The sequence below is a fragment of the Paenibacillus wulumuqiensis genome, assembly GCF_000971965.1.
GTDB classification, from domain to species: domain Bacteria; phylum Bacillota; class Bacilli; order Paenibacillales; family Paenibacillaceae; genus Saccharibacillus; species Saccharibacillus wulumuqiensis.
In genome coordinates, this window is sequence record NZ_KQ040792.1 from 13,851 (window position 1) to 39,470 (window position 25,620).

Genomic DNA, 25,620 nt, shown 5'->3' on the forward strand with positions numbered 1-25,620 from the left:
TAGATGCAATGATTTTCTGTCTGCTGGCAGAAGATCATTGCTTTTTATTTAGCCAAACAGCAGAACAGTGTTCTGTCACATAGATATAGTGGAATGGGAAAGGTGGAATGAACAATGATTAGCGATACAATTGCAGCAATTGCAACAGCGGTAGGAGAAGCGAGTATCTCGGTGATCCGGGTAAGTGGTCCGGAAGCGGTTCAGGAAGTGGATGCCATTTTCAAAGGACGGATTCCGCTGCAGCAGGCGGACAGCCATACCGTGCATTATGGCTTTATTACGGACCCGGTTACCGGTGAAAAAGCGGAGGAAGTGCTGGTAACGATCATGCGTGCCCCGCGCTCCTTTACAATGGAAGATGTCGTGGAAATCAGTTCCCATGGCGGTGTGGTCGCGGTGCGGCGGGTGATGGATATTTTGCTGCAGCAGCGTATACGTATTGCCGAACCGGGGGAATTTACCAAGCGTGCCTTTTTGAATGGACGGATCGACCTGTCCCAGGCAGAAGGCGTAATTGACCTGATCCGTTCCAAATCGGATCGTGCATTCTCTGTCGCATTGAAGCAGGTGGAAGGCAAGCTGTCGCGCCAGATCAAGCCGCTGCAGCAGACGCTGATCGAGACACTGGCTCATATCGAAGTAAATATTGATTACCCCGAGCATGATGTGGAATCGTTCACTTCGGAATTGATCAAGGACAAATCGACCGAAGTGATCCGTGCGATTGATGAACTGCTGCGTACCGCCAATGAAGGTAAAATACTGCGTGAAGGTATCACGACGGCAATCGTAGGTAGACCAAACGCCGGTAAATCTTCACTGCTCAATGCGCTGGCTCAGGACAATCGGGCGATTGTAACGGATATTCCGGGTACGACGCGTGACGTGATCGAAGAGTTTGTCAGTATTAACAATATTCCGTTAAAACTGCTGGATACCGCCGGTATTCGGGAGACGATGGATGTTGTTGAGAAAATTGGTGTCGAGCGTTCACGCAGTGCGGTTAATGAAGCGGACCTATTGCTGCTCGTGCTGAACAGCAGTGAACCACTCAATGCTGACGAGCTGGAACTGATCGAGCAGATCAAGGATCGCCAGGTGATCGTGATCATGAATAAAATCGATCTGCCGCGCCAGCTGGATATGGATCAGCTGCTGCAGTATTTTCCGGAGGAAAGTCTGGTACCGATGTCGATCGTCAATGAAGAGGGAATCGACCGACTGGAGCAGGCGATCTCGGCCCTGTTCTTCAACGGGAAACTGGAAGCGGCAGATATGACTTATGTAAGCAATGTGCGGCATATCGGTCTGCTCAAACAAGCCAGACAATCGCTGGTGGATGCCTATGAAGCTGCCGATCAATTGATCCCGATTGATATGATCCAGATTGACGTACGTCTCGCCTGGGAGCAGTTGGGTGAAATTATCGGTGATTCTGCACCGGATTCGCTGATTGACCAGATCTTCTCCCAGTTCTGTCTGGGGAAATAAACAAACAGACAGCCGGGAGAGTCGGTCATGAAGTCGAGTCAGTCATGCTGCTCAGCCTCGTTTGTGCTTGGTTTTGTCGACGAGTGTCCAGTGATCGCCAGCCTTGTCGGTGGGCGGGAATGTATTGCCTTCGACAGCAGTGGTCTCATTCTCGGTAACTTTCTGTTCATGAGGGCCGCGTTCCTGATATTGACCGGAATCCGGCACCTTTTCACCGGGTTTATGGTTATTGTCTGTGTTGTTGTCTGTCATGTTGAACCCTCCTTCAGGATGGAATATGAATTTCAGATGATATTCATGAGTGGTTTAACTTTATGGCTGCGGATATGGATATAATAGTATTTACCCACATTATTTAAAATTATTTTAATTTTCATTTTCTTTCATATGACCGTTCATTTTACGATATACTACTTGAGTATGGCTGTAGGTCTATGCTTGCAGCCTTTAATTTACATGTCAGCTGAGAAGATTCAGCTTGAGCTATAGAGGAGGAATACCCATGAGCTATATGGGTGGAGAATATGATGTAATCGTTATTGGCGCAGGCCATGCCGGCAGTGAAGCAGCCCTTGCTGCAGCACGGATGGGATGCAGCACGCTGATGGTAACGATCAATCTGGACATGATCGCTTTTATGCCGTGCAATCCGTCAATCGGCGGACCGGCCAAAGGTCATGTCGTGCGTGAGATTGATGCACTGGGCGGCGAAATGGGCCGCAATATCGACAAAACGTTTATCCAGATGCGTATGCTGAATACCGGTAAAGGACCGGCTGTACACGCACTGCGTGCACAGGCGGACAAATTTCTGTACCAGCACAGCATGAAGGAAACGATGGAAAATGAACCAAACCTGACGCTGCGTCAGGGGATGGTGGATCGTCTGATCGTCGAAGACGGCGTATGTACAGGTGTAATTACCCAGACGGGTACAACGTACAAAGGCAAATCGATCGTCCTGACAACCGGTACGTATCTGCGCGGCAAAGTTATCATGGGCGAACTGGCTTATGAAAGCGGACCAAACAACCAGCAGCCGTCGCTGAAGCTGTCCGATCACCTGCGTGAGCTGGGCTTTGAACTGGTACGCTTCAAAACCGGTACACCGCCGCGTGTACACCGTGATACGATCGACTTTTCCAAAACCGAGATTCAACCGGGAGATGATCAGCCCAAATTTTTCTCCTATGATACGGAATCATCGACTAATGAACAGCTGCCATGCTGGCTGACCTATACGTCCGGCGAGACCCATCAGATTATTAGCGACAACCTGCATCGTGCGCCGATGTTCTCCGGTATTATCGAAGGAACCGGACCGCGCTACTGCCCGTCGATCGAAGATAAAGTCGTACGTTTCAATGATAAACCGAAACATCAAATTTTCCTCGAACCAGAAGGCAAAAACACATCCGAGTACTATGTACAGGGGCTGTCCACCAGTCTGCCGGAAGATGTACAGCTGCGGGTGCTGCGTTCTATCCCGGGCATGGAAAATGTAAAAATGATGCGTAACGGCTATGCGATTGAATACGATGCGATGGTACCGACACAGCTCTGGCCTACACTGGAAACCAAACGTCTACCAGGTCTGTTCACTGCCGGACAGATCAACGGAACTTCCGGATATGAGGAAGCTGCCGGACAGGGTATCATGGCCGGTATCAATGCGGCTCGCAAAGCACAGGGCAAGGAAGGCGTCGTACTGGATCGTTCGCAGGGCTATATCGGCGTATTGATCGATGATCTGGTTACCAAAGGAACCAATGAACCGTACCGCCTGCTGACTTCGCGTGCCGAATATCGTCTGCTGCTTCGTCATGACAATGCGGATCTGCGTCTGACTGAAATCGGTCGTGAAATTGGTCTGGTTACCGAAGAGCGCTACCGGAAATTCCTGGACAAAAAGTCCAAAGTGGAGCGTGAAATCGAGCGTCTGCGCAAAGTGAAAGTGAAACCGGTGGAAGTAGACGAGCTGCTGGCCAGTCTGGAATCTGCACCACTGCAAAATGGTACGGATCTGCTGACTGTGCTGCGCCGTACGGAAGTAAACTATTCCCATATCGAGAGCATTTCCCCATCACCGGAGGAATTGACTGCCGATATGAAGGAACAAGTCGAAATCCAGACCAAATATGCCGGTTACATCGAGAAACAGCAGGCACATGTGGAACGTCTCAAAAAAATGGAAAAGAAAAAGCTGCCTGAAGATATTGTTTACGAAGAAGTGAAGGGACTGGCGATTGAAGCCCAGCAGAAACTGGCCAAAATCCGTCCGCTGTCGATCGGACAGGCTTCCCGTATTTCCGGTGTGACGCCGGCAGATATTTCGATTCTGCTCGTCTATCTGGAACACTATAACCGGGTAACGGCGGCACGGGGGTAATCATGGATCAGGTACAGCAGCAATTTACAGAAGCACTCGCAGCACACAATATCCAGGTGAATGAGCAGCAGCTGCAGCAGTTCGAAGATTATTACGAAGAACTGATCACATGGAATGAGAAAATGAACCTGACCGGCATTACCGAGCGGGATCAGGTATACAATAAGCACTTTTACGATTCGGTTACACTCGCCTTTTATACCGATCTGAATAATGTACAGTCGCTGGCGGATATTGGTTCGGGAGCAGGATTCCCCGGGATTCCCCTGAAAATTCTGTTCCCGCATATCCAGCTGCGGATTATTGACTCGCTGAACAAGCGGATCAAATTCCTGCAAAGTGTCGTCGATCGTCTTGAACTGGACCAGGTGGAATTGATTCACGGACGTGCCGAGGAAATTGCTCGCAAAGACGGATACCGTGATGCCCATGATCTGGTGACAGCCCGCGCTGTAGCCAAGCTGGCGGTATTGAATGAATTCTGTCTGCCGTTTGTCAAAACAGGCGGCACCTTCGCAGCGATGAAAGGCAGCGATCCGACAGAAGAGATCCAGGAAGCATATCGCAGTCTGGGACTGCTGAGAGGCAAGGTGCAGCATGTGCATCATTTCCAGCTGCCGGTTGAACAATCGGACCGTCATATTATTCTGATTCAAAAGGAAGCCGCAACACCGGTGAAGTACCCGCGTAAAGCCGGTACTCCGCTCAAAGAGCCGCTTCTATAATCCCTCCGGATGTTTCACGTGGAACATTAACGTAAAAAGTCAAAGGCGCCCCTGGGCGCCTTTTTCATGTTTGTATCAGCAAAAAACAGCGATACGACAGTATTTACAGAACAATTGCAACCGGAAGTTTTCATAGAAAATTCTACGGTAATCATAGGATTATAATGCGAAAAGTGATAAAATGAGTAGACGGAGCAGATGGAAAATACCGGAGTATGACAGGTCCGGATTATGCAGCCAGAGAGTCAGTATAAAGTACACCTGTAGATCAGGTGCTGCTATCATAAGATTAGGTGGTCTCATACCGAATGAAAGAACAAATTTCCAAATTGTTTGGCTTGTCTGAACGTGCTAACGGGGATGAAGTCAAACAGATACCGGTTGCGAATATTACAACCAGTCCTTATCAGCCCCGTACTATTTTCGATGATGCCAAGATCGATGAATTATGCCAGACGATCAAGACGCATGGAGTAATTCAGCCGATTGTCGTGCGGATGCGAAATGGAAAATATGAGATTATTGCGGGGGAACGACGCTGGAGAGCCGTAACCAAACTCGGATTGGCTACCATTCCGGCCATTATACGTGAGTTCAATGACTCGCAGGCAGCGTCAATCGCTTTGATCGAGAATCTGCAGCGGGAAGGTCTGACTTCCATCGAGGAAGCCATCGCCTATCAGAAGCTGATTGATCTGCATTCATTAACCCAGGAAAGTCTGGCACAGCGTCTTGGCAAAAGCCAGTCTACGATTGCCAACAAGATCAGATTGCTGCAGCTTCCGGAAGGAATCAAGCAGGCACTGATGAACCGCCAGCTAACCGAAAGACATGCGAGAGCCCTGCTGTCGCTCGACAGTGAGGAAGTTCAGCTGCGGATCATGAACGAAGTGATCGAGAAAGAGCTGAATGTCAAACAAACCGAAGCGCGTGTCGCTTTTTATAAAGAAAAAAGCAAAGTGGCGAAAAAGTCCAAGCGTGTATCCTACAGCAAGGATGTACGTCTGGCCCTGAACACGATTCGTCAGTCAATCGATATGGTCTCCGGCTCGGGACTTGCAATTGACACCTCTGAACAGGATCATGAAGATCACTACGAGATTGTTATCAAAATACCAAAACGCTGACAGCGAGGCGGCATTAAGCCGCTTTTTCTGTCTTAATCCGACGCTGATCACAGAACGATTTTCATAACATTGGGGTGAAGTAGTTGTCAAAGATCATTGCCATAGCGAATCAAAAAGGTGGAGTAGGGAAGACGACCACATCCGTGAATCTGGGGGCCTGTCTGGCTACGCTGGGAAAGCGCGTTCTTTTGATCGATATTGATCCTCAGGGCAATACGACCAGTGGAGTGGGCATCAATAAGGCGGATGTGGAAAATTGCATTTACGATGTCATTATTAATGATGTAGGACCCCGGGAAGCGATTCAATCCACGGCTATTGAAGGGCTGGACATTATTCCGGCAACGATTCAGCTGGCCGGGGCGGAAGTGGAGCTTGTACCGGCCATTTCGCGTGAGCTCCGGCTCAAAAACGCGATTGCCCAAGTCAAGCAATCGTATGATTACATATTGATTGATTGTCCGCCTTCGCTTGGTATTTTGACAATTAATTCATTAACGGCAGCCGATTCGGTGATCATTCCGATCCAGTGTGAATACTACGCACTGGAAGGACTCAGCCAGCTGCTCAATACGGTTCGTCTGGTGCAGAAGCATCTGAACACCGATTTGCAGATAGAAGGGGTGCTGCTGACGATGCTGGATGCGCGCACCAATCTCGGTCTGCAGGTCATTGAAGAAGTGAAAAAATATTTTCAGGACAAAGTGTACCGGACGATTATTCCGCGTAATGTCCGGCTGAGCGAAGCCCCTTCTCATGGCAAGGCGATTATTACGTATGATCCGCGTTCCAAAGGGGCGGAAGTTTACTTAGAGCTGGCAAAGGAAGTGGTTTCTTATGAGTAAACGTCTCGGTAAAGGGCTGGATGCATTGATCCCTTCCCTGTCCGTGAGTGAGGATGATAAAGTGATCGAAATACCATTAAAAGAACTGCGTCCCAATCCATTTCAGCCGCGCAAGGCATTTGATGATGATAATATTCAGGAGCTGGCCGATTCGATTGCCCAGCATGGTGTGATTCAGCCGATCATCGTACGCAAAGTACTGAAAGGCTACGAAATTATTGCCGGGGAGCGCCGCTTCCGTGCTTCACAGGTAGCGGGCAAAAAGAGCATTCCGGCTGTTGTGCGCAGCTTTACCGATCAGCAGGTAATGGAGATTGCCCTGATCGAGAATCTGCAGCGCGAGAACCTGAATGCGATGGAAATCGCCACCGCCTATCAGGCACTCATGGAAGAATTCAAGCTGACCCAGGAAGATCTGTCGGCCCGTGTAGGCAAGTCACGTTCGCATATTGCCAATTTCCTGCGGCTGCTGTCGCTGCCGGAAGCAGTGAAGGATTATGTTTCACGTGGAACATTATCGATGGGACATGCACGCGCTCTGGTCGGTATCAAAAAAGAAGATATCATCCTGCTGCTCGCTCAGCGGGCGATCGAGGAAGGCTGGAGTGTACGCCAGCTGGAAGAAGCGGTGCAGAATCTGGAAAACAAACGCAAAGACAACGAGAAAGACAAAGATAAAAAAGCCGACCCCTATCTGGTCGATGTCGAGCAGACGCTGCAGAATCGTTTCCAGACAACGGTCAAAATCCGCAACAGCAGTAAGGACAAAGGCAAGATTGAGTTGAACTACTACAGCAGGCAGGAGCTGGAACGGCTGCTGGAAATGCTGAACAATATGCAGTAGCGGAGGAATACGCTGTTGAATACTGAAATGAATACGGAAAGCAAGCTTATCTATCTGGATCATGCAGCTACTTCCTGGCCCAAGCCGCCTGCTGTTCATGAGGCGGTAATGCATACCCTTCAACATAGCGCCGCCAATCCCGGCAGGGGCAGTCATCAAATGGCTGTCAGCGCCAGCCGGGTATTATTTGACTGTCGAAAAGTATTGTGCAGACTGCTGGATGTACGCAATCCGGTAGACATTGCTTTTACAGGCAATACGACAATGGCGCTCAATATGGCTATTCAGGGCTTCCTGAAGCAGGGAGACCATGTCATTGCCACCATGACCGAACATAACTCCGTCTGGCGGCCGCTGGAGGCTCTAAAACGGCAATTGCAGCTGCAGGTGGACTACATTCCTGTAGATAATCAGGGGCAGATTGATTTGCAGAAAGTAAAAGAAGCATTTCGGCCCAATACCCGCCTGCTGATCTGCAATCACAGTTCCAATCTGCTGGGCAGCATTTTGCCCGCAGCGGAGTTGGCTGAGCTGGCTCATCGCCACGGTGCCCGCATTCTGCTGGATATCGCTCAGAGTGCCGGGCATATTCCGGTCCGGCTGCAGGAATGGCAGATCGATATGGCTGCCTTTCCGGGACATAAGGGACTGCTGGGGCCGCAGGGAACCGGTGGTCTCTATATTGCGCCGGATATGGAGCTGGAACCATGGATATACGGTGGAACCGGCAGTCAGTCGGAGACAGCGGGACAGCCGGATGTACGACCGGACCGCTATGAAGCCGGCACACTCAATACACCGGGTATTGCTGGATTGGCAGCGGGTGTACGTCATGTGATGGAACAGTCGGTTGTCCATATTGCACAGCAGGAACAGCAGTTGTCCCAACAGATGATGGAAGGGCTGCTGTCCATACCGGGCTTGCAGATTCTGGGACCGGAACTTGGCAGAGAGCGTACCGGTATTGTATCTTTTATAATGGAGCATCAGGACCCGGCACAGATTGCTTTCCGGCTGGATCGCGAATTCGGTATTGCTGTCAGGGCAGGTATGCATTGTACGCCGCTCGCTCATCGCTCTGCTGGTACCATCGGTACAGGCGCGGTCAGAGCGAGTGTGGGCTACGGATCGACAGCGGATGATGTAGAGGCGCTGATTGAGGCAGTACGCCGGATCTCGCAGCAGGAGAGTTAAGACCCGGGACAGGACCGGCTTTTGGAACGGAATGATCATCATACAGTCATATTCCTGGATAATCTGGTGAATATAAGGTAGAAAGTGGTAAAATTCTGGAGCAGGAGATTTATCCTGAACAGATAACCCGTTGCAGACGCCATAGCTACCAGAAACACGCTGAAAGAAAAAGAACATTACAGTACGGAAAGAAATAAGAGGAGAGCGGACAACGATGGCGGAATTGAATAGTCTGATTGCAGAACAGTTATTTGTATGTGTGGGAGTCCTTGCCCTGCTGGTCTTGATCTTGTTGATCATGGTCATGGTACAGGGATCCAGACTGCGCAAAATGCGCAAACGGTATGAGCTGATGATGTCCGGCAATGGAGTGGAAGATCTGGAAAGCCTGCTGCTTGATCTGAAGCTGCAGCTGGATTCCCTGGAAGATGGAGAGAACCAGAAAAAGGCTCGTTTCCAGGCCATCGAGGATCGTCTGCGCCGGGTACAGGCCTATACCGGTATCAAGCGGTATAATGCGTTCTCGGAGCACGGCAGTGATCTCAGCTTCTCGGTAGCCCTTTTGAATGATGAAATGGACGGAATCGTATTGACCGGACTGCACAACCGGGACAGCTCCTACGTGTACGCCAAACCGATTGTCAAAGGGGAATCGACCTACAACCTGTCTCCGGAAGAACGGGAAGCCATCAGTCTGGCGAGAGCTTCGTCCTGATAGAAAGAACGGAATGAATATCCTTATCTTGCGTGAATCGTGTAGAGCGATCATAAAATGATGCAGTTCCAGACAGGGGCATACATATTCCCTGAAGCCGCCGTCATGACACAGATCAAGCCCCTGGGGCTGCTGTAGAATGGCGGCTTTTTTTGTAGAAAATGCGACCGGGATTGAAGAAGAGGGACATTTATTATTAAACTGGTACATAAGACAAATCCGTCAGATGGCGAGACAGTCTGCACTGAAGGGGGTAAAGGTAATGATGGAACACAGTCTGGTAATGGCCTTTGATTCTACCCAGCAGGCACTGCGGGCGGAGATGCTGCTGGAATACGCGGACATTGAAAATGATATGTTTCCGACGCCAAAGGAGATTACAGCAGGGTGCGCCCTGTCGCTGCAGTTTCCGGCAGCAGACCTGGAGCAGGTCAGACAGATCGTCCGCGAGGAGCAGGTAGAGATCCGGGGAATTTTCCGGAACAACGAGGGCCGGTATGAACTGCTGGCACAACCGACATAACCGGAAAAGCAAGGAGGATGAATTAATGAATTTATTTTTAACAGGAAAAGCTGCAGAGGGAGACGGAATTACCGAGAATGCAGCCAAGGAAATTAACAGCTTTACCAGCGAGTTTTGGAATTGGTTTACCGATATATCGATGTGGTCGCATATTGCGTTCTCAGCGCTGCGCATTGTCATTATTTTCATCCTGACCCGCATAGCGATCAAGTTGATCAACAAGGTAATCGATCGCTCTCTGGCAGGCAAGGACAAAACGCGAATCGCTGCCAATCCGAGACGGCTGATCACAATTCGTGAGTTATCCAAAAACGTCGTATCCAGTGTATTCAACTTTATTATGATTATGCTGGTCTTGAATGAATTCGGGTTCAATCTGGCACCACTGCTGGCCGGGGCCGGAGTGGCTGGTCTGGCGATCAGCTTTGGGGCCCAGAGTATTATCAAGGATATTATTACCGGGTTCTTTATTATTTTTGAAGATCAGTTTGCGGTAGGCGATGTGATTCAGACAGGTACGTATAAGGGAACCGTGCAGATGGTCGGCCTGCGTACGACACGCCTGATCAGCTGGAACGGGGAAGTGAATATTATTCCCAATGGCTCGATTATCAGCGTAACCAACTTCTCACTGTCCAATTCGCTCGCTGTGGTCGATATTCCGATGAGCATGGATCGTTCGCTGGAAGAAGCGCGCCTGCTTGTTACGAGAGCAACGGAGCATATGAATAATGACAAAGATGAAGTGCTCGATGCGCCGGAAATTCTCGGTATACAGACTCTGACAACAGGCGAATATTCCCTGCGGATTATCGCCAAATGTCAACCGAATTCCCGTGCAGATGTAGAGAGAGCCATCCATACGGCTATCAAAATACAGCTGGATCAGGATAAGGAGCGTCAGCGTCTGGAAGAGGAACGCAAAGCCGCTGCCGAAGCACAGCCAGCGGCTGTGGAACTGCAAAAAGAAGCGGCAGATGCGCCTGTCACAGGTGTATTAAAAACGGAAGTTAACGAAAAGCGCGATCCCAAAGAATCGAATGATAAATAAAGCCAGAAATCTGGTAAAATGATTGTGAATAAACAATCGGCGGCATTACGCAAGAGATTGGGAAAGTTATGCACATCCGCAAACAGAACGCGGCTCAGGAAAAGAGAGGGTGTACCGAATGGAGCGCAAGCAGTTTCAACTGGGAGATATCGTGCAGATGAAAAAACCGCATCCGTGCGGCAGCAATGAAATGGAAGTCATCCGGATGGGGATGGATATTCGGATTAAATGTGTAGGCTGCAAGCATAGTGTGCTTGTACCAAGAGCCAAGTTTGAGAAAAATATGAAAAAAGTGCTGCGATCGGCTGCAGATTCAGAACAAATCATGCCGACCGGAGAGTAAAAAGAAAGAGCGGCAAAAATAGATTCAAAAAAGTTATCAACAGCCTTACAAGGCATAATAACGCACCAAAAACGGTTATCCACTGTGGATAACCGTTTTTTCTCTTGATGGACGCTACCGCTGCGCCAATTGGCTGGTTGTCACAGCAATGCGCTTAATCCAGATTACGGCTGGATCTATATTTTACATAAAGACGATACAGGATGATCATTAGCAAAAGATATACACCGACGATAAGCAGTGTTCTCTTCGGATTACTCATGAACTGGCTGCCCACGGAAGAAAATAAAAACATGACAGGCAGCTTGCCGATCATCGTAGCCAGCAGGAACGTTTTCCAGGAGATGCGGGCCATCGAGCAGGTGATATTGATTAGCTGAGACGGAACGATCGGCAGCATACGCGCAAAAACAATGGCTACAAAAGCATGTCTCTGCAGCTGCTGCATAAAAGGATGAGCCGACCGCTTCGATTCTGGAGAAACCGGAGACATCGTTACTCTAACAACCCCGTACATCAGCAAAGAGGCGAGCGTAGAGCATAACAAGGAGAGCAGTCCTCCGGCAAACCATCCGTACAGAAAACCGAACAAACCGCTCACGATGCCATAGGGGACAATCGGAAAAAAACCAACAAGCAAACCAATAATAAACAGTAGGAAAAGAGAAGGATGCTGCTGAATAGACTCTAGTTTGTCCTGGAGCGGAACCCGGTAAGCCATGATAATGACCAACAAAATCACATAGATAGCGGCCACTATTATTTTGCTGGTCCATGCGGAGCTGAAGAGCCGGTAGCGGAGTCGTGAAGGTAATTTTCTCATTGGATCTCCTTTCGACAGATAGTGTAAACGAACTTGGCGATCGGACGAAATGATGTATGCGCTTTAACAAGAAGAAAAGGCACAGATGCAAAAGAATTAAGATGTGACATGAACGATTCATTATTTAAAAGTTATCCACAGTGGATAACTTTTTGTTGTTTTGAGGAATATATGGTGAGGGATATAAGAGTGCTCCTAGCATAGATCATAAAAGATAAAGCAGAAAGCGTCGAGGCATTCCAATCATCATAGCAGGCATCCGGCTGTAGACAATCTTTCCTATCATATAACGAAATCCTGACAATGCAAGTCGTTGCCAAAAGGTAACGAAACCAATTGGCAACGACTTAATTACGAAATGGTATCCAAAATAGCCAGCAGCAAAAGGAATAAACATACAGAAAAACAGTATAAAACCGAGTGCGGTATTGAAGGCAAAGGGCAGCATGAGAGGGATCGGATAGAGTACTTCAATCCTCCTCAGAAAATGTTGAATACGTCTATTGCCAATGCTGAAATAATCAAGTATAATCAGTTTTGTCGTAAATTGGACATTTTGAAACGGTCTATATTACGGAGAGGTACCCAAGCGGTTATAAGGGGACTGACTCGAAATCAGTTAGGCGTCTTAGGGCGTGCGAGGGTTCGAATCCCTCTCTCTCCGCCATCCCATATTGATTTTGCTACATATATATAGCGCTCAGCACTGGAGCGCGGCAAACATCGTGACTAAGCTCTGCTGCAGTTTTCTGCGGTGGAGCTTCTTTATTTTATCTGGCTATTTAATGGCAGTTCTTATTAAAAATGTCTTGTGTTTATACTTTATCTCTGATAGACTAATAGGGTTCGAGTTTGTGCTCGATCCTTGCTCCTGGCATTGATCAGGGGCCTTAGTCCAAGAGGAGGTGAAAACTATGCGCAACTATGAAGTAATGTACATCCTGCGTCCAGAAATGGAGCAAGAAGCAGTTGAAGCACTCAACGAGCGTTTCAAAGGCATCATTACAACTGACGGCGAAATTACGAAGCACGATGTAATGGGTAAGCGTCGCCTTGCGTATGAGATCAAGAAAATTCGTGATGGTATTTATGTTCTTGTTAACTTCACAGCTACACCAGCTGTTGTTGCAGAACTTGAGCGTATCATGAAAATTTCTGACGATGTTATTCGTTATCTCATTACTGTTGATGTAACAAAATAAGAAATTGAATTGTAAACTCGTTTGAGGAGGGGATTGGATTGTTGAACCGTGTCATTTTGATCGGACGGTTGACCAAAGACCCGGAACTTCGCTACACACCTGCGGGTGTGGCTGTTACGCAGTTTACGCTGGCGGTGGATCGTCCTTTTACGAGCCAGGGTGGAGAGCGCGAAGCGGACTTTATTCCGGTCGTAACATGGAGACAACTGGCAGAGACCTGCGCCAACTATTTGCGGAAAGGCCGCTTAACAGCGGTTGAAGGACGCATTCAGGTACGTAACTATGAGAATAACGAAGGTAAACGTGTCTACGTTACTGAAGTTATCGCTGATAATGTACGCTTCCTGGAGTCCAACCGTGATGGAGGGAACAGTACTGGTGGAGGCAATCGTGAGGAAGCACCTTACGGCGGCGGTAACAGCAATAACAGTAACCGCAGCAGCAATGGAAACAGCTACTCACGTGACAATCAGGATCCATTTTCCGATGACGGTAAACCGATAGATATATCCGATGATGATTTGCCATTTTAAAAACGGAAAGGAATGAATCAGATGAGCTTTAATAGACGTGAAAGCGGAGATGGAGAAGGCAGACGTCCAGGCGGACGCCGTGGCCGTAACAAGCGCCGTAAAGTATGTTACTTCACTGTAAACAAAATCACTCACATCGACTATAAAGATACGGACCTGCTTCGTAAATTTATCAGTGAGCGTGGTAAAATCTTGCCACGTCGTGTGACTGGTACAAGTGCAAAATATCAGCGTATGCTGACTATCGCGATTAAACGTTCCCGTCAAATCGCACTGCTGCCATACACTACTGAATAGTAGCAGATATCGATTCGGAGCAGCGGCTTGACCGTACTCCGATCCAAAGCGCACAGAAGGAAATCTTCTTTATTGAAGATCTTCATCTGTGCGCTTTTTGTTTTGCCCAAATCCAGGCAGAACAAGCGAAGGAACCAGCTATTTTCTAACCCAAAGCAGGGTGATTGCGGGTGGATTATACCGGATTATAAATATAAAAAATAAACAAAGTGATCCAAAAATGAAAAGCGCCCGTTTATCCAATCATGGACGGCAAAACAGAAATAGAAAACAAAATTCACTTACAATAGGGAGCCTACACTATGAAAATTCAAAAATTGATCGTACCCGCATTGAGTCTTTCTCTACTTCTTCCGGCAGCTGGCACATTTGCAGCGACACCGGTAACTGCAGCACCAACGGTTAGCACCAAGGCAGCCGATCTTCGTGCAGGCCTGGATTACTTACTATCCGAACATTTCGCACTGGCGGTTGTAGCCATGACCAAAGCGTATGAAGGCGCACCTGATGCCAAGCAGGCTTATGATGCACTGGATCAGAACGCACTGGACATGCAGCCGGCCATTGAAGCGATCTACGGAAAAGCAGGCGCAGCAGAATTCGAAAGAATCTTCCGTGCCCACAACAAATACACAGATAACCTCGTGAAAGCGACCAAAATGAACAACAAGGCAGCCATCAAAAAAGCCGAAGCTGAAGTACAGGGATTCGTGGATGAGTTCTCCAAATTCCTCGCAACGGCTACAGAAGGCAAACTGCCGCAAAAAGCAGCTGCACAGGCACTGCGCATGCATGAAGACCAGGTACAGGATGTATTCGAGAAGTATGTAGCCGGTGACTACAACGGAGCATACATGGAATACCGTGAAGGATTCGAGACCATGTTTACGGTAAGTAAAGCTCTGTCCGGCGCGATCGTCGCCCAGAATCCTGCCAAGTTCAATAATGGATCGGTCGATACACCGGCAGCGGATCTGCGCTCGGCGCTGAACCATCTCGCCGCAGAACATTTTGCCTTGTCCGTACTGCAAATGCAAAAACAATATAACGGTAATGCCAAGGAGTCCGCTGCATTGATCAAAGCTGAAGCAGCCAATACGGCAGCCTTCAAGAAAGCGATCACTTCCATCTACGGAGCAGAAGGCGGCAACCAGTTTGAGCAAATCTGGGTTACCAATCACATCAAAGCACAGAGCGATTATGTGACAGCGCTGAAAAAAGGAGATAAAACGTCTCTGCAGGCTGTCAAAGACCGCATTACCGATTTTACAAAAGAATTCTCCACCTTCCTCGGAGCTGCTACAGCTAACAATCTGCCAGCAAGCGCAGCTGCGAAAGCACTAATGACTCATGAGAAGCAGGTACAATCCGTTATCGACCAGTATGCGTCCAAACAGTATGCTGCTGCCTACAAAGCGGATCGTGAAGGATTCAAAACGATGTTCGGTATCGGTGAAGCGCTGGGCGGAGCAATCGTCAAGCAGTATCCTGATAAATTCAAAGCGGCAGCTGCTCCGGCACCAGCCAAACCAGCCAATGCTTCGATGATGACCGTATGGATGAAGCTGAACAGCAAGCAGCTCAAAATTGGCGACAAAACAACCATGATGGATACGATGCCCGTAGTGAAAAACGGTACGACTTATATCCCGCTGCGCTATCTGGCAGAAGGCATTGGCGCCAAAGTGAAATGGAACAAATCCGCTGGTGAAGTTACCGTAATGGCTGGTAAAGACACAATGAAGTTCTGGATTAACAAAACGGCGGTTAATGTAAATGGCAAGACGCAGCAGCTTGAAGCGACTTCTATGGTAAACAGTGACGGCAGAACGCTGGTTCCTCTGCGCTCCATCACCGAGCTGCTCGGTTGGGATGTAAAATGGAACAAGTCTAACGGTGCAATTACCCTGACCAAATCCATGTAATTCAATACAACCATGATCTTTCTGGAATGCCTGTCCTTATCTTTATGATCTATTAAGATTGCTAAAATGCCTGCTGATTCTACAAAGTCAGCAGGCTTTTTGTGTGCAGTGATTAAAGTGGAGATAGGGAGGCTTCCCGGCAGCAGAGGCAGCCCGGACAAAACCAGTTTCTACTATATAATAGTAGATAGATGAGCAGGATATTCTTTTTCCATAACCCGGGCTGTCATAGGCTTGCAATTCATCCAGCTTTAAGCGAAACTGAAGAAATGGAACAAAATATTCTCATCTGTGTCATCGCTGGTATGAGGCGTTTAATGAAGTAGGAATATACGTCTGCTCGAAATGAGGAATGGAAGAATGACGAAAAAGCAAAAGATCCTGTCCGGGGTTGCTGCTGCTGTAGTAATTATCGCGTGCAGCCTGCTCCTATGGTGGAAGCCGATCTCGGCCAAGATGTTTGACTGGTTCGTAGCGGATACTCTGGAGAGTCAGCTGGAGCAGACTTATCAGCCTGTACGTCAGACCGGTGGCGAACAGGAACAGGAAGAACCGAGTGTGGTCATGACAGAGCCATTTTCCATTCTGTTGGTCGGCAGTGATCAGCGCGAGAATGAAAAAGCACGTTCGGACACGCTCATCTATGCTGTTGTACGTCCGATGGAACCGGAAATCCTGCTGATATCCATTCCAAGAGACACGTATACGGAGATTATTGGTAGAGACCGTATGGACAAGATCAACCATGCATATGCCTTTGGCGGGATCAAGATGACGATGGACACGGTAGAGCATTTTCTGGATGAAGATCTCGATTATTACGCCAGTGTCAATTTCCAGGGGCTGGTGAACGCAGTCGATGCACTGGGCGGCGTAAAGCTGCCGATTGAGAAAGATATTGTAAACCGTGATCCGAATCATGAGAAGTTCACGATCAAGGCCAATAAACCGATCTATTCCGGTCAGGATGCGTTGTATTATGTGCGCTACCGGGAAGACAGTGACTTTAACCGCACCAAGCGTCAGCAGATCTTTTTGCAGGCGATTACTGATCAGGCGGTACAGCTAAACCAGATTGATCAGATTCCGGAGCTGCTGAACATTATGGGCAATAATTTCAAGACCGATATGCGTCCACAAATGTTGACCGGACTGGCCAGTCAAATTATGCGCGGCGGCGATCCCAAGATTACTTCCTTTACAATCTCGGGAGAGGGCGAGTATATCGACGGCGTGTATTATGATGTGCCGAATGAGGAAGAACTGGAAAAAGCCAAGCATCTGATTGATCAGTGGATGAGTCCGCAGGGACCGGAGCCGGCAGCCGATCAGCGGGAAAACGCCACGCCGGTAAATACAGAAGCACAATCTCAGGTGCAGTAATATCATAATCGCTTTATTGTGTCATACTTATCGCTTAAAATAGAAGAGTACCCCTGCACAGGGGACTTCGTAGAACTATAGATTCACGGCATCATGAGTGGAATATACAATTGCAATGTTTCAGATTGCGAGGAGGAAGGTTTTTGCATGAATATCGCGTTTTTTCTGCTGCCCAAGCAGGAGGTCGTTTGTGTCACCCTTAATTCGACGCTGCGTCAGACGCTGGAAAGAATGGAATATCACCGTTACACATCGGTCCCGATGCTGGACAAGGACGGCAAGTATGTAGGAACAATTACGGAAGGCGACCTGCTGTGGTTTATGAAAAATTCGGATGGCAAAGCGACTTTTGAGAACGCTTCGAAATTCCAGCTGTCCGAAGTGCCGCTGCAGCGGGATGACAAGCCGGTATCCATTGATGCGAATATGGAAGACCTGATCAATCTGGCCAAGGTACAGAACTTTGTACCGGTAGTGGACGATATGAACCGATTTATCGGTATCGTTCGACGCAGTCAGATTATCGAGTACTGCGAGCAATTTGTTCGCGGTGGAGAGTACACGCCTGAGCGAAACAGAATGTCCAAAGACATGAACATGTCGTAGTTCTTCTGTATAAACCCGTGCGTGATTATCGGCGTCTATGCTATAATTATGAGTAAATCTTTTTTAGAGGCGCCGAACAACTTGTGCGTAAGAGGTGAATCGTTTGAAACTGCGCTGGACATCCATAGCATGGAGCATGGCTTACCTGCTTCTGCTGCTATCTCTAATAACTTCTGTAAGAATCATCGGTATGCTATTTCTGATCGTGCCTGTCGTTGTGCTGTATTCGACATTAACCCTGCGCCAATTTATTATGCACATGGTTCCCGTCTGGCTGGTTGCGCTCATTATTGCCGGACAGGCCGGATTATTTCTGCCCATACTGGGCGTGTTCTTTATGATTCCCGGTATTGTCATGGGAAGAATGTACAAAAAGTTCACGCCTGCCCTGCGTATTATTATTGCCGGCGGCATTACGACGCTGATCGAGTTACTCGTACTGCTGGTGGTGGCCCGTGCTATTTTTGATTTTAGTCTGGGTGCTTATATTCGGGATGTGATCGAGATTTCGGTAGCGCCCATGAAAGCCATGGCTGATGTGAATCCGGAACTGAATGATATTCTGACACCGGAGTATATTATCGGGCTGAGCAATTATACGCTGATGCTGATTCCGTGTGCCCTGATCATTGCTTCTTTTACCATGGCAGTGATTACACATGCGGTATCCCGTCCGCTACTGGAGAGCATGGGGTATTCCGTACCGCGTCTCAAGCCTGCACGCGACTGGCGTCTGCCAAGCTCGATGATCTGGTATTATCTGATTGCGGTATTCCTGGAATTTATCGCAAGTGCGAATATGACCGGTGTACTGGCTGCCGTTGTGCTGAACTTTATGCCGCTGATTCACATCGCCTTTACGATCCAGACGATTGGCTTTGTGTTCTTCTGGGCCAATCACCGGAAATGGAATTCGTTCCTGCCATTCCTGTTGTCCATTGTCGTTGTGCTGATTCCACCACTGCGTATCATTGGTATTCTGGATCTGGCATTTCCGCTCCGCGAGTATATTACAAGACCGAAACGGTAAGGTGATGAATGATGCCTAATTTTTTGTTAAACCGCTGGCATGGTTACCGTTCAGTATGGGCATCTCTGCTTATGCTGGGGCTGGTAATAGTGCTGTCCTGGTTCAACTGGATCATCGGACTGGTTGCGCTCTGCTGCGTAATTCTTTTCGCTACGGTCCTGCTTCGTTCAGAGCTTGCCTTTCGCCGGGAGCTGGAGGAGTATATTGCCGGATTATCTTTTCGGATCAGGCGGGTTGAGGAGGAAGCGGTCAGTACGCTTCCTTTTGGTCTTATTTTATACGACAACAAGTATTCCATCGAATGGCATAACCGCTATATTGCCGGCTTATTCGGCCGCAAGACGCTGGTAGGCACGCCGCTGGAAGAGTGCTTCGTACAATTTCAGGATCACTACAAGGCTGCCAGGGAAGCGCGCAAGGACGGTACCAAGGAAGTACGCTTTGAACTGGAGCATGAAGCCAAGACACTCGAATGCATCGTGCTGCCGGATGAGCGGCTCATTTATGTTCAGGATATTACCGAATATGCGGATATGCGCTCGCGTTATGATGAAGAGCGTCTGGCAGTCGGTATCGTGTTCCTGGACAACTTTGACGAGGCTTCCCAGGGGATGGACGATCAGCAGCGTGCCAGCCTGATCGCCCGTGTAGCGACCCGGATCACGGATTGGGCCAAAGGTTACCGGATCTATGTGCGCCGCCTGTCTTCTGAGCGTTATCTGCTGCTGCTGAACCAGAAATCGCTGCGTGAGCTGGAACAGAGCCGGTTCGTGATTCTGGATGAGATTCGTGAAATGACGGCTGACCTCAAAGTACCGCTGACCCTCAGTATCGGTATTGGTTTTGGTACGAAGACGATCAGTGAGCTCGGGGAGCTGGCCCAGTCCAGTCTGGATATGGCACTTGGCCGCGGTGGTGATCAGGCAGCCGTGAAGGCAGATCAGCGACTTTCCTTTTATGGAGGTAAGTCCAATGCGATCGAGAAGCGTACACGCGTCCGGGCGCGGGTTATCGCTCATGCACTGCGTGATCTGATGCTGGACAGTGATCAGGTGCTGATCATGGGGCACAAGATTCCGGATATGGACGTAATCGGGGCAGCGATCGGTATGCTCAAGGCTGCCGATATGTATGAGGTGGAAGCCTATATTGTGCTCGATAATGTGAATCCATCGATTGAGAAAATGATGGACCGCATTTCCCGGGATGAGCGATTGTCAGACCGGTTTATTACACCGGAGGATGCGCTGAACATAATGACCGAGCGTACGCTTACGGTCGTCGTGGATACGCATAAAGCTTCAATGACCATTGAACCCAAGCTGGTGGATCGTTCGCGCCGGGTCGTGGTGGTGGATCATCATCGCCGGGGCGAGGAATTTATCAATGATGCGGTGCTGGTCTATCTGGAGCCATATGCCTCGTCTGCCTGCGAACTGGTCACCGAGCTGCTGCAGTATATTCATGATAAAGTACAGTTTACGACGCTGGAAGCGACATCCCTGCTGGCAGGGATAACGGTGGATACCAAGCACTTTGCGCTTCATACCGGTTCACGGACCTTTGAGGCTGCAGGCTTCCTGCGCCGTAATGGTGCGGATACCGTTATGGTGCAGCAGATGATGAAGGAAGATCTGGCTGAATATATTGCCAAAGCAGAGATTATCAAGCGGGCACGGGTGATCCATGATCATGTAGCACTGGCTGTAACCGGTCAGGGCAAACAGGTGCCGCAGCTGCTGATTGCGCAGGTGGCGGATTCGCTGCTGAACATGAATGATATTTATGCGTCCTTTGTCATCAGCGAGCGAATGGACGGGCTGATCGGGATCAGCGCACGTTCATTTGGCAAGATGAATGTACAGGTCGTTATGGAGCGGCTGGGCGGTGGCGGCCATCTGACCAATGCGGCGGTTCAGCTGGAAGGCGGGATCGCCGATGCGGAAGCCCGGCTGCTCGAAGTATTGAATCAAATGAATGAGGAAGAGGGGTTATTCGAATGAAAGTTATTTTGCTAAAAGATGTTAAGGGAACAGGTAAAAAAGGGGATATCAAGGAAGTATCCGATGGTTACGCACAGAATTTCCTGATCAAAAACGGCCATGCCAAACCGGCCACAGGCGGTAATGTGAAGATTCTGGAGAACCAGACTGCTGCTGTCGAAAGACAGAAACAGGAAGAAAAAGAAGCGGCTCAAGCACTCGGCAAAACGCTGGAAGAAGTAACGGTTCAGCTGAAAGCCAAATCCGGTGAAGGCGGCCGTCTGTTCGGCGCGATCACCAGCAAGCAGATTGCCGAAGCACTGGGCAAACAGGGACACAAGATCGATAAGCGCAAAATTGAACTGGAGGAGCCGATCCGTACACTGGGTGTAACCCAGGTCACCGTGAAGCTGCATCCTGAAGTAAAAGCAACGCTTAAAGTTCAAGTGACTGAGGAATAAGCATGGGCGGCGAGATATTTTACGACCGGGTTCCCCCACAGAATCTGGAGGCTGAGCAGGCGGTTCTGGGCGCTATTTTACTGCAGTCCGAAGCACTGATCAGCGTCATGGAGCGAGTAGACACCGAAGACTTTTACGACAAAACCCACCAGCTGATCTATGAAGCAATGGTTCATCTGGGGGAAGAGAATCAGCCGATTGACCTGATCACACTGACCTCCCTGCTGCAGGATCGTTCGCAGCTGGAAGATATCGGCGGCGTCAGCTATCTGGCCAAACTGGCCAATGCTGTGCCGACCGCAGCCAACGTAGACTATTACGCACAGATTATTGAAGAGAAATCCATGCTTCGCCGTCTGATCCGTACCGCTACCCAGATCGTCAGCGAAGGCTATACCGGTGGCGAAGATGTAGGCAATATGCTCGGCGATGCGGAACGCAAGATTCTGGAGATCTCCAACCGCCGAACCGGCAGCGGCTTTATCGCTATTCGAGACGTACTGATGGAAGTCTTCGAGAAGATGGAGACACTCAGCGAGAACAGCGGTAACACGACTGGTATTCCGACCGGCTTTATTGATCTGGATAAAATGACGGCTGGCTTTCAGCGGAGTGACCTGATCATCGTGGCAGCCCGTCCATCGGTAGGTAAGACGGCATTTGCACTGAATATTGCACAAAATGTTGCGGTTCGTGCCAAAGAGACCGTCGCCATCTTCAGTCTGGAGATGTCAGCAGCACAGCTCGTACAGCGTATGATCTGTGCGGAAGCCAATCTGGACGCGAATGCGATGCGTACCGGTGATTTCAAGGAAGAAGACTGGATGAAACTCACGATGGGTATTGCCTCATTGTCCGAAGCGGAGATCTACATCGATGATACACCGGGGATTACGGTCTCCGAGATTCGTGCCAAGTGCCGTCGCCTCAAAAAGGAAAAAGGCCTGGGCATGATCGTAATCGATTACCTGCAGCTGATCTCCGGCCGCGGCAAAGCGGGCGAGAACCGTCAGCAGGAAGTCTCCGAGATCTCCCGTACACTGAAGCAGATCGCCCGTGAGCTGCATGTACCGGTAATCGCCCTGTCTCAGCTCAGCCGTGGTGTCGAGCAGCGTCAGGACAAACGTCCGATGATGTCCGACCTTCGGGAATCCGGTTCGATTGAGCAGGATGCCGATATCGTCTCGTTCCTGTATCGTGACGATTACTACAACCAGGAGACCGAGAAGAAGAATATCATCGAGATCATTATTGCCAAACAGCGTAATGGTCCGGTCGGTACTGTCGAACTGGTCTTTCTCAAGAACTTCAATAAATTCGTCAATTACGAACGTGTCCAGTCGGATATGTTCGCAGGATAGAAGATACAGCAAAGACCCTGAATTCCGCCAAGGCAGCACAGCCAGTGGCAGATTTCAGGGTCTTTTCATGATTTCATAAACTATAATTTTATTATCGGAAACGAATGATAACCTATGATTACAGGCTGGAATTCGAACTGATGTTTCTGGTGCGTCCCGGGATACCGTCACGCAGCAGCCACATATGGAATACATATTCGAATACACCGACAATAACGACTGGAACCAGCAGGTCTACAAACGACATGGTCCATCCTGCCATGGCCGAAGCGGCCCAAAGTACCAGATAAGCCAGTACAGCATCACATACTGTAGCGATTGTATTATTGGTAGCAGGCAGAACAAGCATATCCCCAATGACATAGGCAAGTGCTCCCAGAACGACGACGGTTACCAGCGAGCCCCAGAATCCTGCATTACTCAGCAGCATCAGAGAAGCAATGACAACTACGCCATTGACGACAAGTTTGGTCAGAATTTTATCCATGTGGTATGCCTCCTTGTGTGTTCTTGAATTGTGGTTAATTATAAATAAACCTGTATTGCAGAATTAAACATATAATTCCTGATTTCTCATACAAATCGCTGTCCATTTTCCATCCCGGAGCAGGATGAGCAGTTAGCTGGACAGGCAATCCAGGCAGGAATGAATTCGGAAAACAACGGATCGTATCCGTGGAGAAAAGTCATCTATAGTCAAGGGAGGGTTATCTTTTGAAGACGGCGAAAATAATAATCAATCTGCCGCTGCAGACGCATGAAGTGCCCGATCTGCGTCAGGCAATTGGCTGGGATCGGCGTGAACAGGATTATCCGGCACTGCTGGAGCGCTGTCTGTTCCATGCAGGCTGCCGAAGCGATTCCGGTGAGCTGATAGCTTTTGGTTATATGTGCGGGATGGGGTTGCAGCATGGCTATCTGGAGGATATTATCGTACATCCGGAAGCACAGGGACAGGGGATTGGACAACGGCTGGTGCAGACTCTGCTGGAGCAGGCCAGTCGAAATGGGCCGGAGATTGTGACGGTGACCTTTGCCAGCGAGCATACGTCCTTTTATCAAAAATGCGGCTTTACAACAGGGAATGGCGGTGTATGGCGAAAGGAATGAATTAATTCCGAACAATGTTATTTTTGGCGCATAGTATTGTTCGCTTTTTGTTTGACTTTGTAAAACGCTCCTGTTACACTGTTAATGCTGCGGTAAAGCGTGACAGCCCTTTTTATGTCAGTATGCTGTCATATGCAATACTCAGCTCACCAATAAGGGATGAACTTCCGCCCGCGAAACGGTTAATCAAGAATGCGTCCGCCTGACCGTTCCTCGCATGGAGGTTTTCATGCTGTCCATTTATTATATGTGTTGGAACGGGCAGCCCAAATATACGGTGTACATACACCTACGGAGGAATGATTCGATGTCAACTGTAGTCGTTGTGGGAACGCAATGGGGAGACGAAGGCAAAGGTAAAATTACCGACTATCTGTCAGAAAAAGCTGATGTGGTTGCACGTTACCAGGGTGGTAACAATGCAGGACATACGATTCTGATTAATGAGAAAAAATATAAATTGACTATGGTACCATCCGGTATTTTCTATGAAGAGAAGGCTTGCGTCATTGGTAACGGTATGGTTATCAATCCGGCAGCACTGATCGAAGAGATCAATTATGTGCACGAGAACGGATTCTCCACCAAGAACCTGACAATCAGCGATCGTGCGCATGTGATTCTGCCTTACCATATGGTACTGGACAAGCTCGAAGAAGAACGCAAAGGCCCGAACAAAATCGGTACAACCGGCAAAGGGATCGGCCCTTGTTATATGGACAAAGCCGCTCGTGCGGGTATCCGTATCGCTGACCTGATGGACCCGGAAGAGTTCGAACTGAAGCTGCGTCATCTGGTCCAGGAGAAAAACCAGATGATCACTCAGGTATACGGCGGCGAGCCTGTCGACGTCGAATCGATCCTGCAGGATTACCTCGGTTATGCCGAGACACTGCGTCCGTACGTACGCGATTCTTCCGTGGTACTGAACGATGCGATTGATGAAGGCAAAAAAGTGCTGTTCGAAGGCGCCCAGGGCGTCATGCTCGATATCGATCAGGGTACGTATCCGTTTGTCACTTCGTCCAACCCGTCTGCCGGCGGCGTCTGCATCGGTTCCGGTGTAGGTCCAGCCAAGATTCAGCAGGTAATCGGCGTGGCCAAAGCATACACCACCCGTGTCGGAGACGGCCCTTTCCCTACCGAGCTGCATGATGCGGTAGGCGATCAGATCCGTGAGACCGGTCATGAGTATGGTACGGTTACCGGGCGTCCGCGCCGTGTGGGCTGGTTCGATACGGTTGTCGTACGCCATGCGCGCCGTGTCAGTGGTATCACCGGTCTGTCCCTGAACTCTCTGGATGTACTGACTGGCCTCGATACTGTGAAAATTTGTACCGGCTACAAATATCGCGGTGAGTTCATCACCCATTACCCGGCAAGCCTGAAAATGCTGGCCGAATGTGAAGCGGTATACGAAGAAATGCCAGGCTGGAGCGAGGATATCACCGGTGTGAAGACGCTGGAAGAACTGCCGGAAAGCACACGCAACTATGTGAACCGCGTATCCGAGCTGACCGGTATTCCGATCGCGATCTTCTCGGTTGGACGTAACCGTGAGCAGACGAATCTGGTCGCACCCATTTATTCTTAATTTCATCAGAACAGATCACTATAAACTGCTACCTGTCCATAGATAGAGAGCAAGACAGCGCGGATT

At 49.1% G+C, this 25,620-nt stretch carries 26 protein-coding genes and 1 tRNA gene; 24 read left to right on the forward strand and 3 right to left on the reverse strand.

The features are described 5' to 3' along the window. Nucleotides 1–114: 114 nt before the first annotated feature. Complete coding sequence (gene mnmE / locus WH45_RS00060; protein ID WP_046212374.1) at nt 115–1,491, forward strand: tRNA uridine-5-carboxymethylaminomethyl(34) synthesis GTPase MnmE; 1,377 nt, start codon at nt 115–117, stop codon at nt 1,489–1,491. A gap of 51 nt (nt 1,492–1,542) precedes the next feature. Here the strand turns inward: mnmE and WH45_RS00065 are convergent, their stop codons facing one another. Then, nucleotides 1,543–1,743 (reverse strand): YjzC family protein, encoded by a 201-nt coding sequence (locus WH45_RS00065; RefSeq protein ID WP_046212375.1) that lies wholly within the window; start codon nt 1,741–1,743, stop codon nt 1,543–1,545. 250 nt (nt 1,744–1,993) lie between these two features. Between WH45_RS00065 and mnmG the strand changes: the two genes are divergently transcribed. The 10 genes from mnmG (at nt 1,994) to WH45_RS00115 (ending at nt 11,247) form a co-directional block, all read left to right on the forward strand. After that, the gene (gene mnmG, locus WH45_RS00070) at nt 1,994–3,880 is read left to right on the forward strand and encodes a tRNA uridine-5-carboxymethylaminomethyl(34) synthesis enzyme MnmG (RefSeq protein WP_046212376.1); all 1,887 of its coding nucleotides are present in this window, start codon (nt 1,994–1,996) and stop codon (nt 3,878–3,880) included. A 2-nt stretch (nt 3,881–3,882) separates the two neighbouring features. Then, complete coding sequence (gene rsmG / locus WH45_RS00075) at nt 3,883–4,605, forward strand: 16S rRNA (guanine(527)-N(7))-methyltransferase RsmG (RefSeq protein WP_046212377.1); 723 nt, start codon at nt 3,883–3,885, stop codon at nt 4,603–4,605. 308 nt (nt 4,606–4,913) lie between these two features. Further along, nucleotides 4,914–5,732 (forward strand): nucleoid occlusion protein, encoded by an 819-nt coding sequence (noc, locus tag WH45_RS00080; protein WP_046212378.1) that lies wholly within the window; start codon nt 4,914–4,916, stop codon nt 5,730–5,732. An 83-nt stretch (nt 5,733–5,815) separates the two neighbouring features. Then, a complete protein-coding gene (locus WH45_RS00085) occupies nt 5,816–6,577 on the forward strand; it encodes a ParA family protein (protein WP_046212379.1) in 762 nt (253 codons plus the stop codon). After that, a complete protein-coding gene (locus tag WH45_RS00090) occupies nt 6,570–7,421 on the forward strand; it encodes a ParB/RepB/Spo0J family partition protein (protein ID WP_046212380.1) in 852 nt (283 codons plus the stop codon). Before WH45_RS00085 ends, WH45_RS00090 begins: the two co-directional genes overlap by 8 nt. Before the next feature lie 27 nt (nt 7,422–7,448). Beyond that, nucleotides 7,449–8,615: an aminotransferase class V-fold PLP-dependent enzyme gene (locus WH45_RS00095; RefSeq protein WP_046212873.1), complete on the forward strand. Its 1,167-nt coding sequence runs from the start codon at nt 7,449–7,451 to the stop codon at nt 8,613–8,615. A gap of 214 nt (nt 8,616–8,829) precedes the next feature. Then, nucleotides 8,830–9,330 carry a DUF4446 family protein gene (locus WH45_RS00100; protein ID WP_046212381.1) on the forward strand — a complete coding sequence of 167 codons (501 nt, stop codon included), beginning with the start codon at nt 8,830–8,832 and terminating at the stop codon, nt 9,328–9,330. A gap of 265 nt (nt 9,331–9,595) precedes the next feature. After that, nucleotides 9,596–9,853 (forward strand): putative Se/S carrier protein, encoded by a 258-nt coding sequence (locus WH45_RS00105; RefSeq protein WP_046212874.1) that lies wholly within the window; start codon nt 9,596–9,598, stop codon nt 9,851–9,853. Nucleotides 9,854–9,878: 25 nt separating this feature from the next. Beyond that, complete coding sequence (locus WH45_RS00110) at nt 9,879–10,904, forward strand: mechanosensitive ion channel family protein (RefSeq protein ID WP_052723543.1); 1,026 nt, start codon at nt 9,879–9,881, stop codon at nt 10,902–10,904. Nucleotides 10,905–11,022: 118 nt separating this feature from the next. Continuing rightward, on the forward strand, nt 11,023–11,247 hold the full coding sequence (locus WH45_RS00115; protein ID WP_046212382.1) for a DUF951 domain-containing protein: 225 nt from the start codon (nt 11,023–11,025) through the stop codon (nt 11,245–11,247). A gap of 154 nt (nt 11,248–11,401) precedes the next feature. Here WH45_RS00115 and WH45_RS00120 read toward each other — a convergent pair whose 3' ends face one another. Further along, the gene (locus WH45_RS00120) at nt 11,402–12,070 is read right to left on the reverse strand and encodes a TVP38/TMEM64 family protein (RefSeq protein WP_046212383.1); all 669 of its coding nucleotides are present in this window, start codon (nt 12,068–12,070) and stop codon (nt 11,402–11,404) included. A gap of 575 nt (nt 12,071–12,645) precedes the next feature. Between WH45_RS00120 and WH45_RS00130 the strand changes: the two genes are divergently transcribed. The 11 genes from WH45_RS00130 to dnaB all read left to right on the forward strand — a co-directional run bounded on the left by WH45_RS00130 (nt 12,646) and on the right by dnaB (nt 22,850). Further along, nucleotides 12,646–12,737, forward strand: a tRNA-Ser gene (locus tag WH45_RS00130). A gap of 247 nt (nt 12,738–12,984) precedes the next feature. Next, entirely contained in the window at nt 12,985–13,272 is a 288-nt protein-coding gene (gene rpsF, locus WH45_RS00135; protein ID WP_017815435.1) for a 30S ribosomal protein S6, read from the forward strand. A 38-nt stretch (nt 13,273–13,310) separates the two neighbouring features. Continuing rightward, nucleotides 13,311–13,805: a single-stranded DNA-binding protein gene (gene ssb, locus WH45_RS00140; protein ID WP_046212385.1), complete on the forward strand. Its 495-nt coding sequence runs from the start codon at nt 13,311–13,313 to the stop codon at nt 13,803–13,805. A 21-nt stretch (nt 13,806–13,826) separates the two neighbouring features. Beyond that, on the forward strand, nt 13,827–14,102 hold the full coding sequence (rpsR, locus tag WH45_RS00145) for a 30S ribosomal protein S18 (protein ID WP_017815433.1): 276 nt from the start codon (nt 13,827–13,829) through the stop codon (nt 14,100–14,102). Nucleotides 14,103–14,404: 302 nt separating this feature from the next. Further along, nucleotides 14,405–16,027: a copper amine oxidase N-terminal domain-containing protein gene (locus tag WH45_RS00150; RefSeq protein WP_046212386.1), complete on the forward strand. Its 1,623-nt coding sequence runs from the start codon at nt 14,405–14,407 to the stop codon at nt 16,025–16,027. Nucleotides 16,028–16,387: 360 nt separating this feature from the next. Further along, complete coding sequence (locus WH45_RS00155; protein ID WP_046212387.1) at nt 16,388–17,410, forward strand: LCP family protein; 1,023 nt, start codon at nt 16,388–16,390, stop codon at nt 17,408–17,410. Between the two features lie 147 nt (nt 17,411–17,557). Next, on the forward strand, nt 17,558–18,016 hold the full coding sequence (locus WH45_RS00160) for a CBS domain-containing protein (RefSeq protein WP_046212388.1): 459 nt from the start codon (nt 17,558–17,560) through the stop codon (nt 18,014–18,016). A gap of 136 nt (nt 18,017–18,152) precedes the next feature. Next, complete coding sequence (locus tag WH45_RS00165) at nt 18,153–19,046, forward strand: DUF2232 domain-containing protein (RefSeq protein ID WP_268748559.1); 894 nt, start codon at nt 18,153–18,155, stop codon at nt 19,044–19,046. Between the two features lie 11 nt (nt 19,047–19,057). Continuing rightward, complete coding sequence (locus WH45_RS00170; RefSeq protein ID WP_046212390.1) at nt 19,058–21,049, forward strand: DHH family phosphoesterase; 1,992 nt, start codon at nt 19,058–19,060, stop codon at nt 21,047–21,049. Further along, on the forward strand, nt 21,046–21,489 hold the full coding sequence (rplI, locus tag WH45_RS00175; protein ID WP_046212391.1) for a 50S ribosomal protein L9: 444 nt from the start codon (nt 21,046–21,048) through the stop codon (nt 21,487–21,489). The genes WH45_RS00170 and rplI overlap by 4 nt, the downstream gene beginning before the upstream one ends. A gap of 2 nt (nt 21,490–21,491) precedes the next feature. Then, nucleotides 21,492–22,850: a replicative DNA helicase gene (dnaB, locus tag WH45_RS00180; RefSeq protein ID WP_046212392.1), complete on the forward strand. Its 1,359-nt coding sequence runs from the start codon at nt 21,492–21,494 to the stop codon at nt 22,848–22,850. A 118-nt stretch (nt 22,851–22,968) separates the two neighbouring features. On the opposite strand, the gene WH45_RS00185 is transcribed toward dnaB, so the two are convergent. Further along, nucleotides 22,969–23,337 carry a DUF2512 family protein gene (locus WH45_RS00185; protein WP_046212393.1) on the reverse strand — a complete coding sequence of 123 codons (369 nt, stop codon included), beginning with the start codon at nt 23,335–23,337 and terminating at the stop codon, nt 22,969–22,971. Between the two features lie 227 nt (nt 23,338–23,564). Between WH45_RS00185 and WH45_RS00190 the strand changes: the two genes are divergently transcribed. Both WH45_RS00190 and WH45_RS00195 read left to right on the forward strand, forming a co-directional pair. After that, nucleotides 23,565–23,960, forward strand: a complete 396-nt coding sequence (locus tag WH45_RS00190) for a GNAT family N-acetyltransferase (protein ID WP_046212394.1) — start codon at nt 23,565–23,567, stop codon at nt 23,958–23,960. 307 nt (nt 23,961–24,267) lie between these two features. Further along, on the forward strand, nt 24,268–25,554 hold the full coding sequence (locus WH45_RS00195; protein WP_046212395.1) for an adenylosuccinate synthase: 1,287 nt from the start codon (nt 24,268–24,270) through the stop codon (nt 25,552–25,554). Nucleotides 25,555–25,620 lie beyond the last annotated feature (66 nt).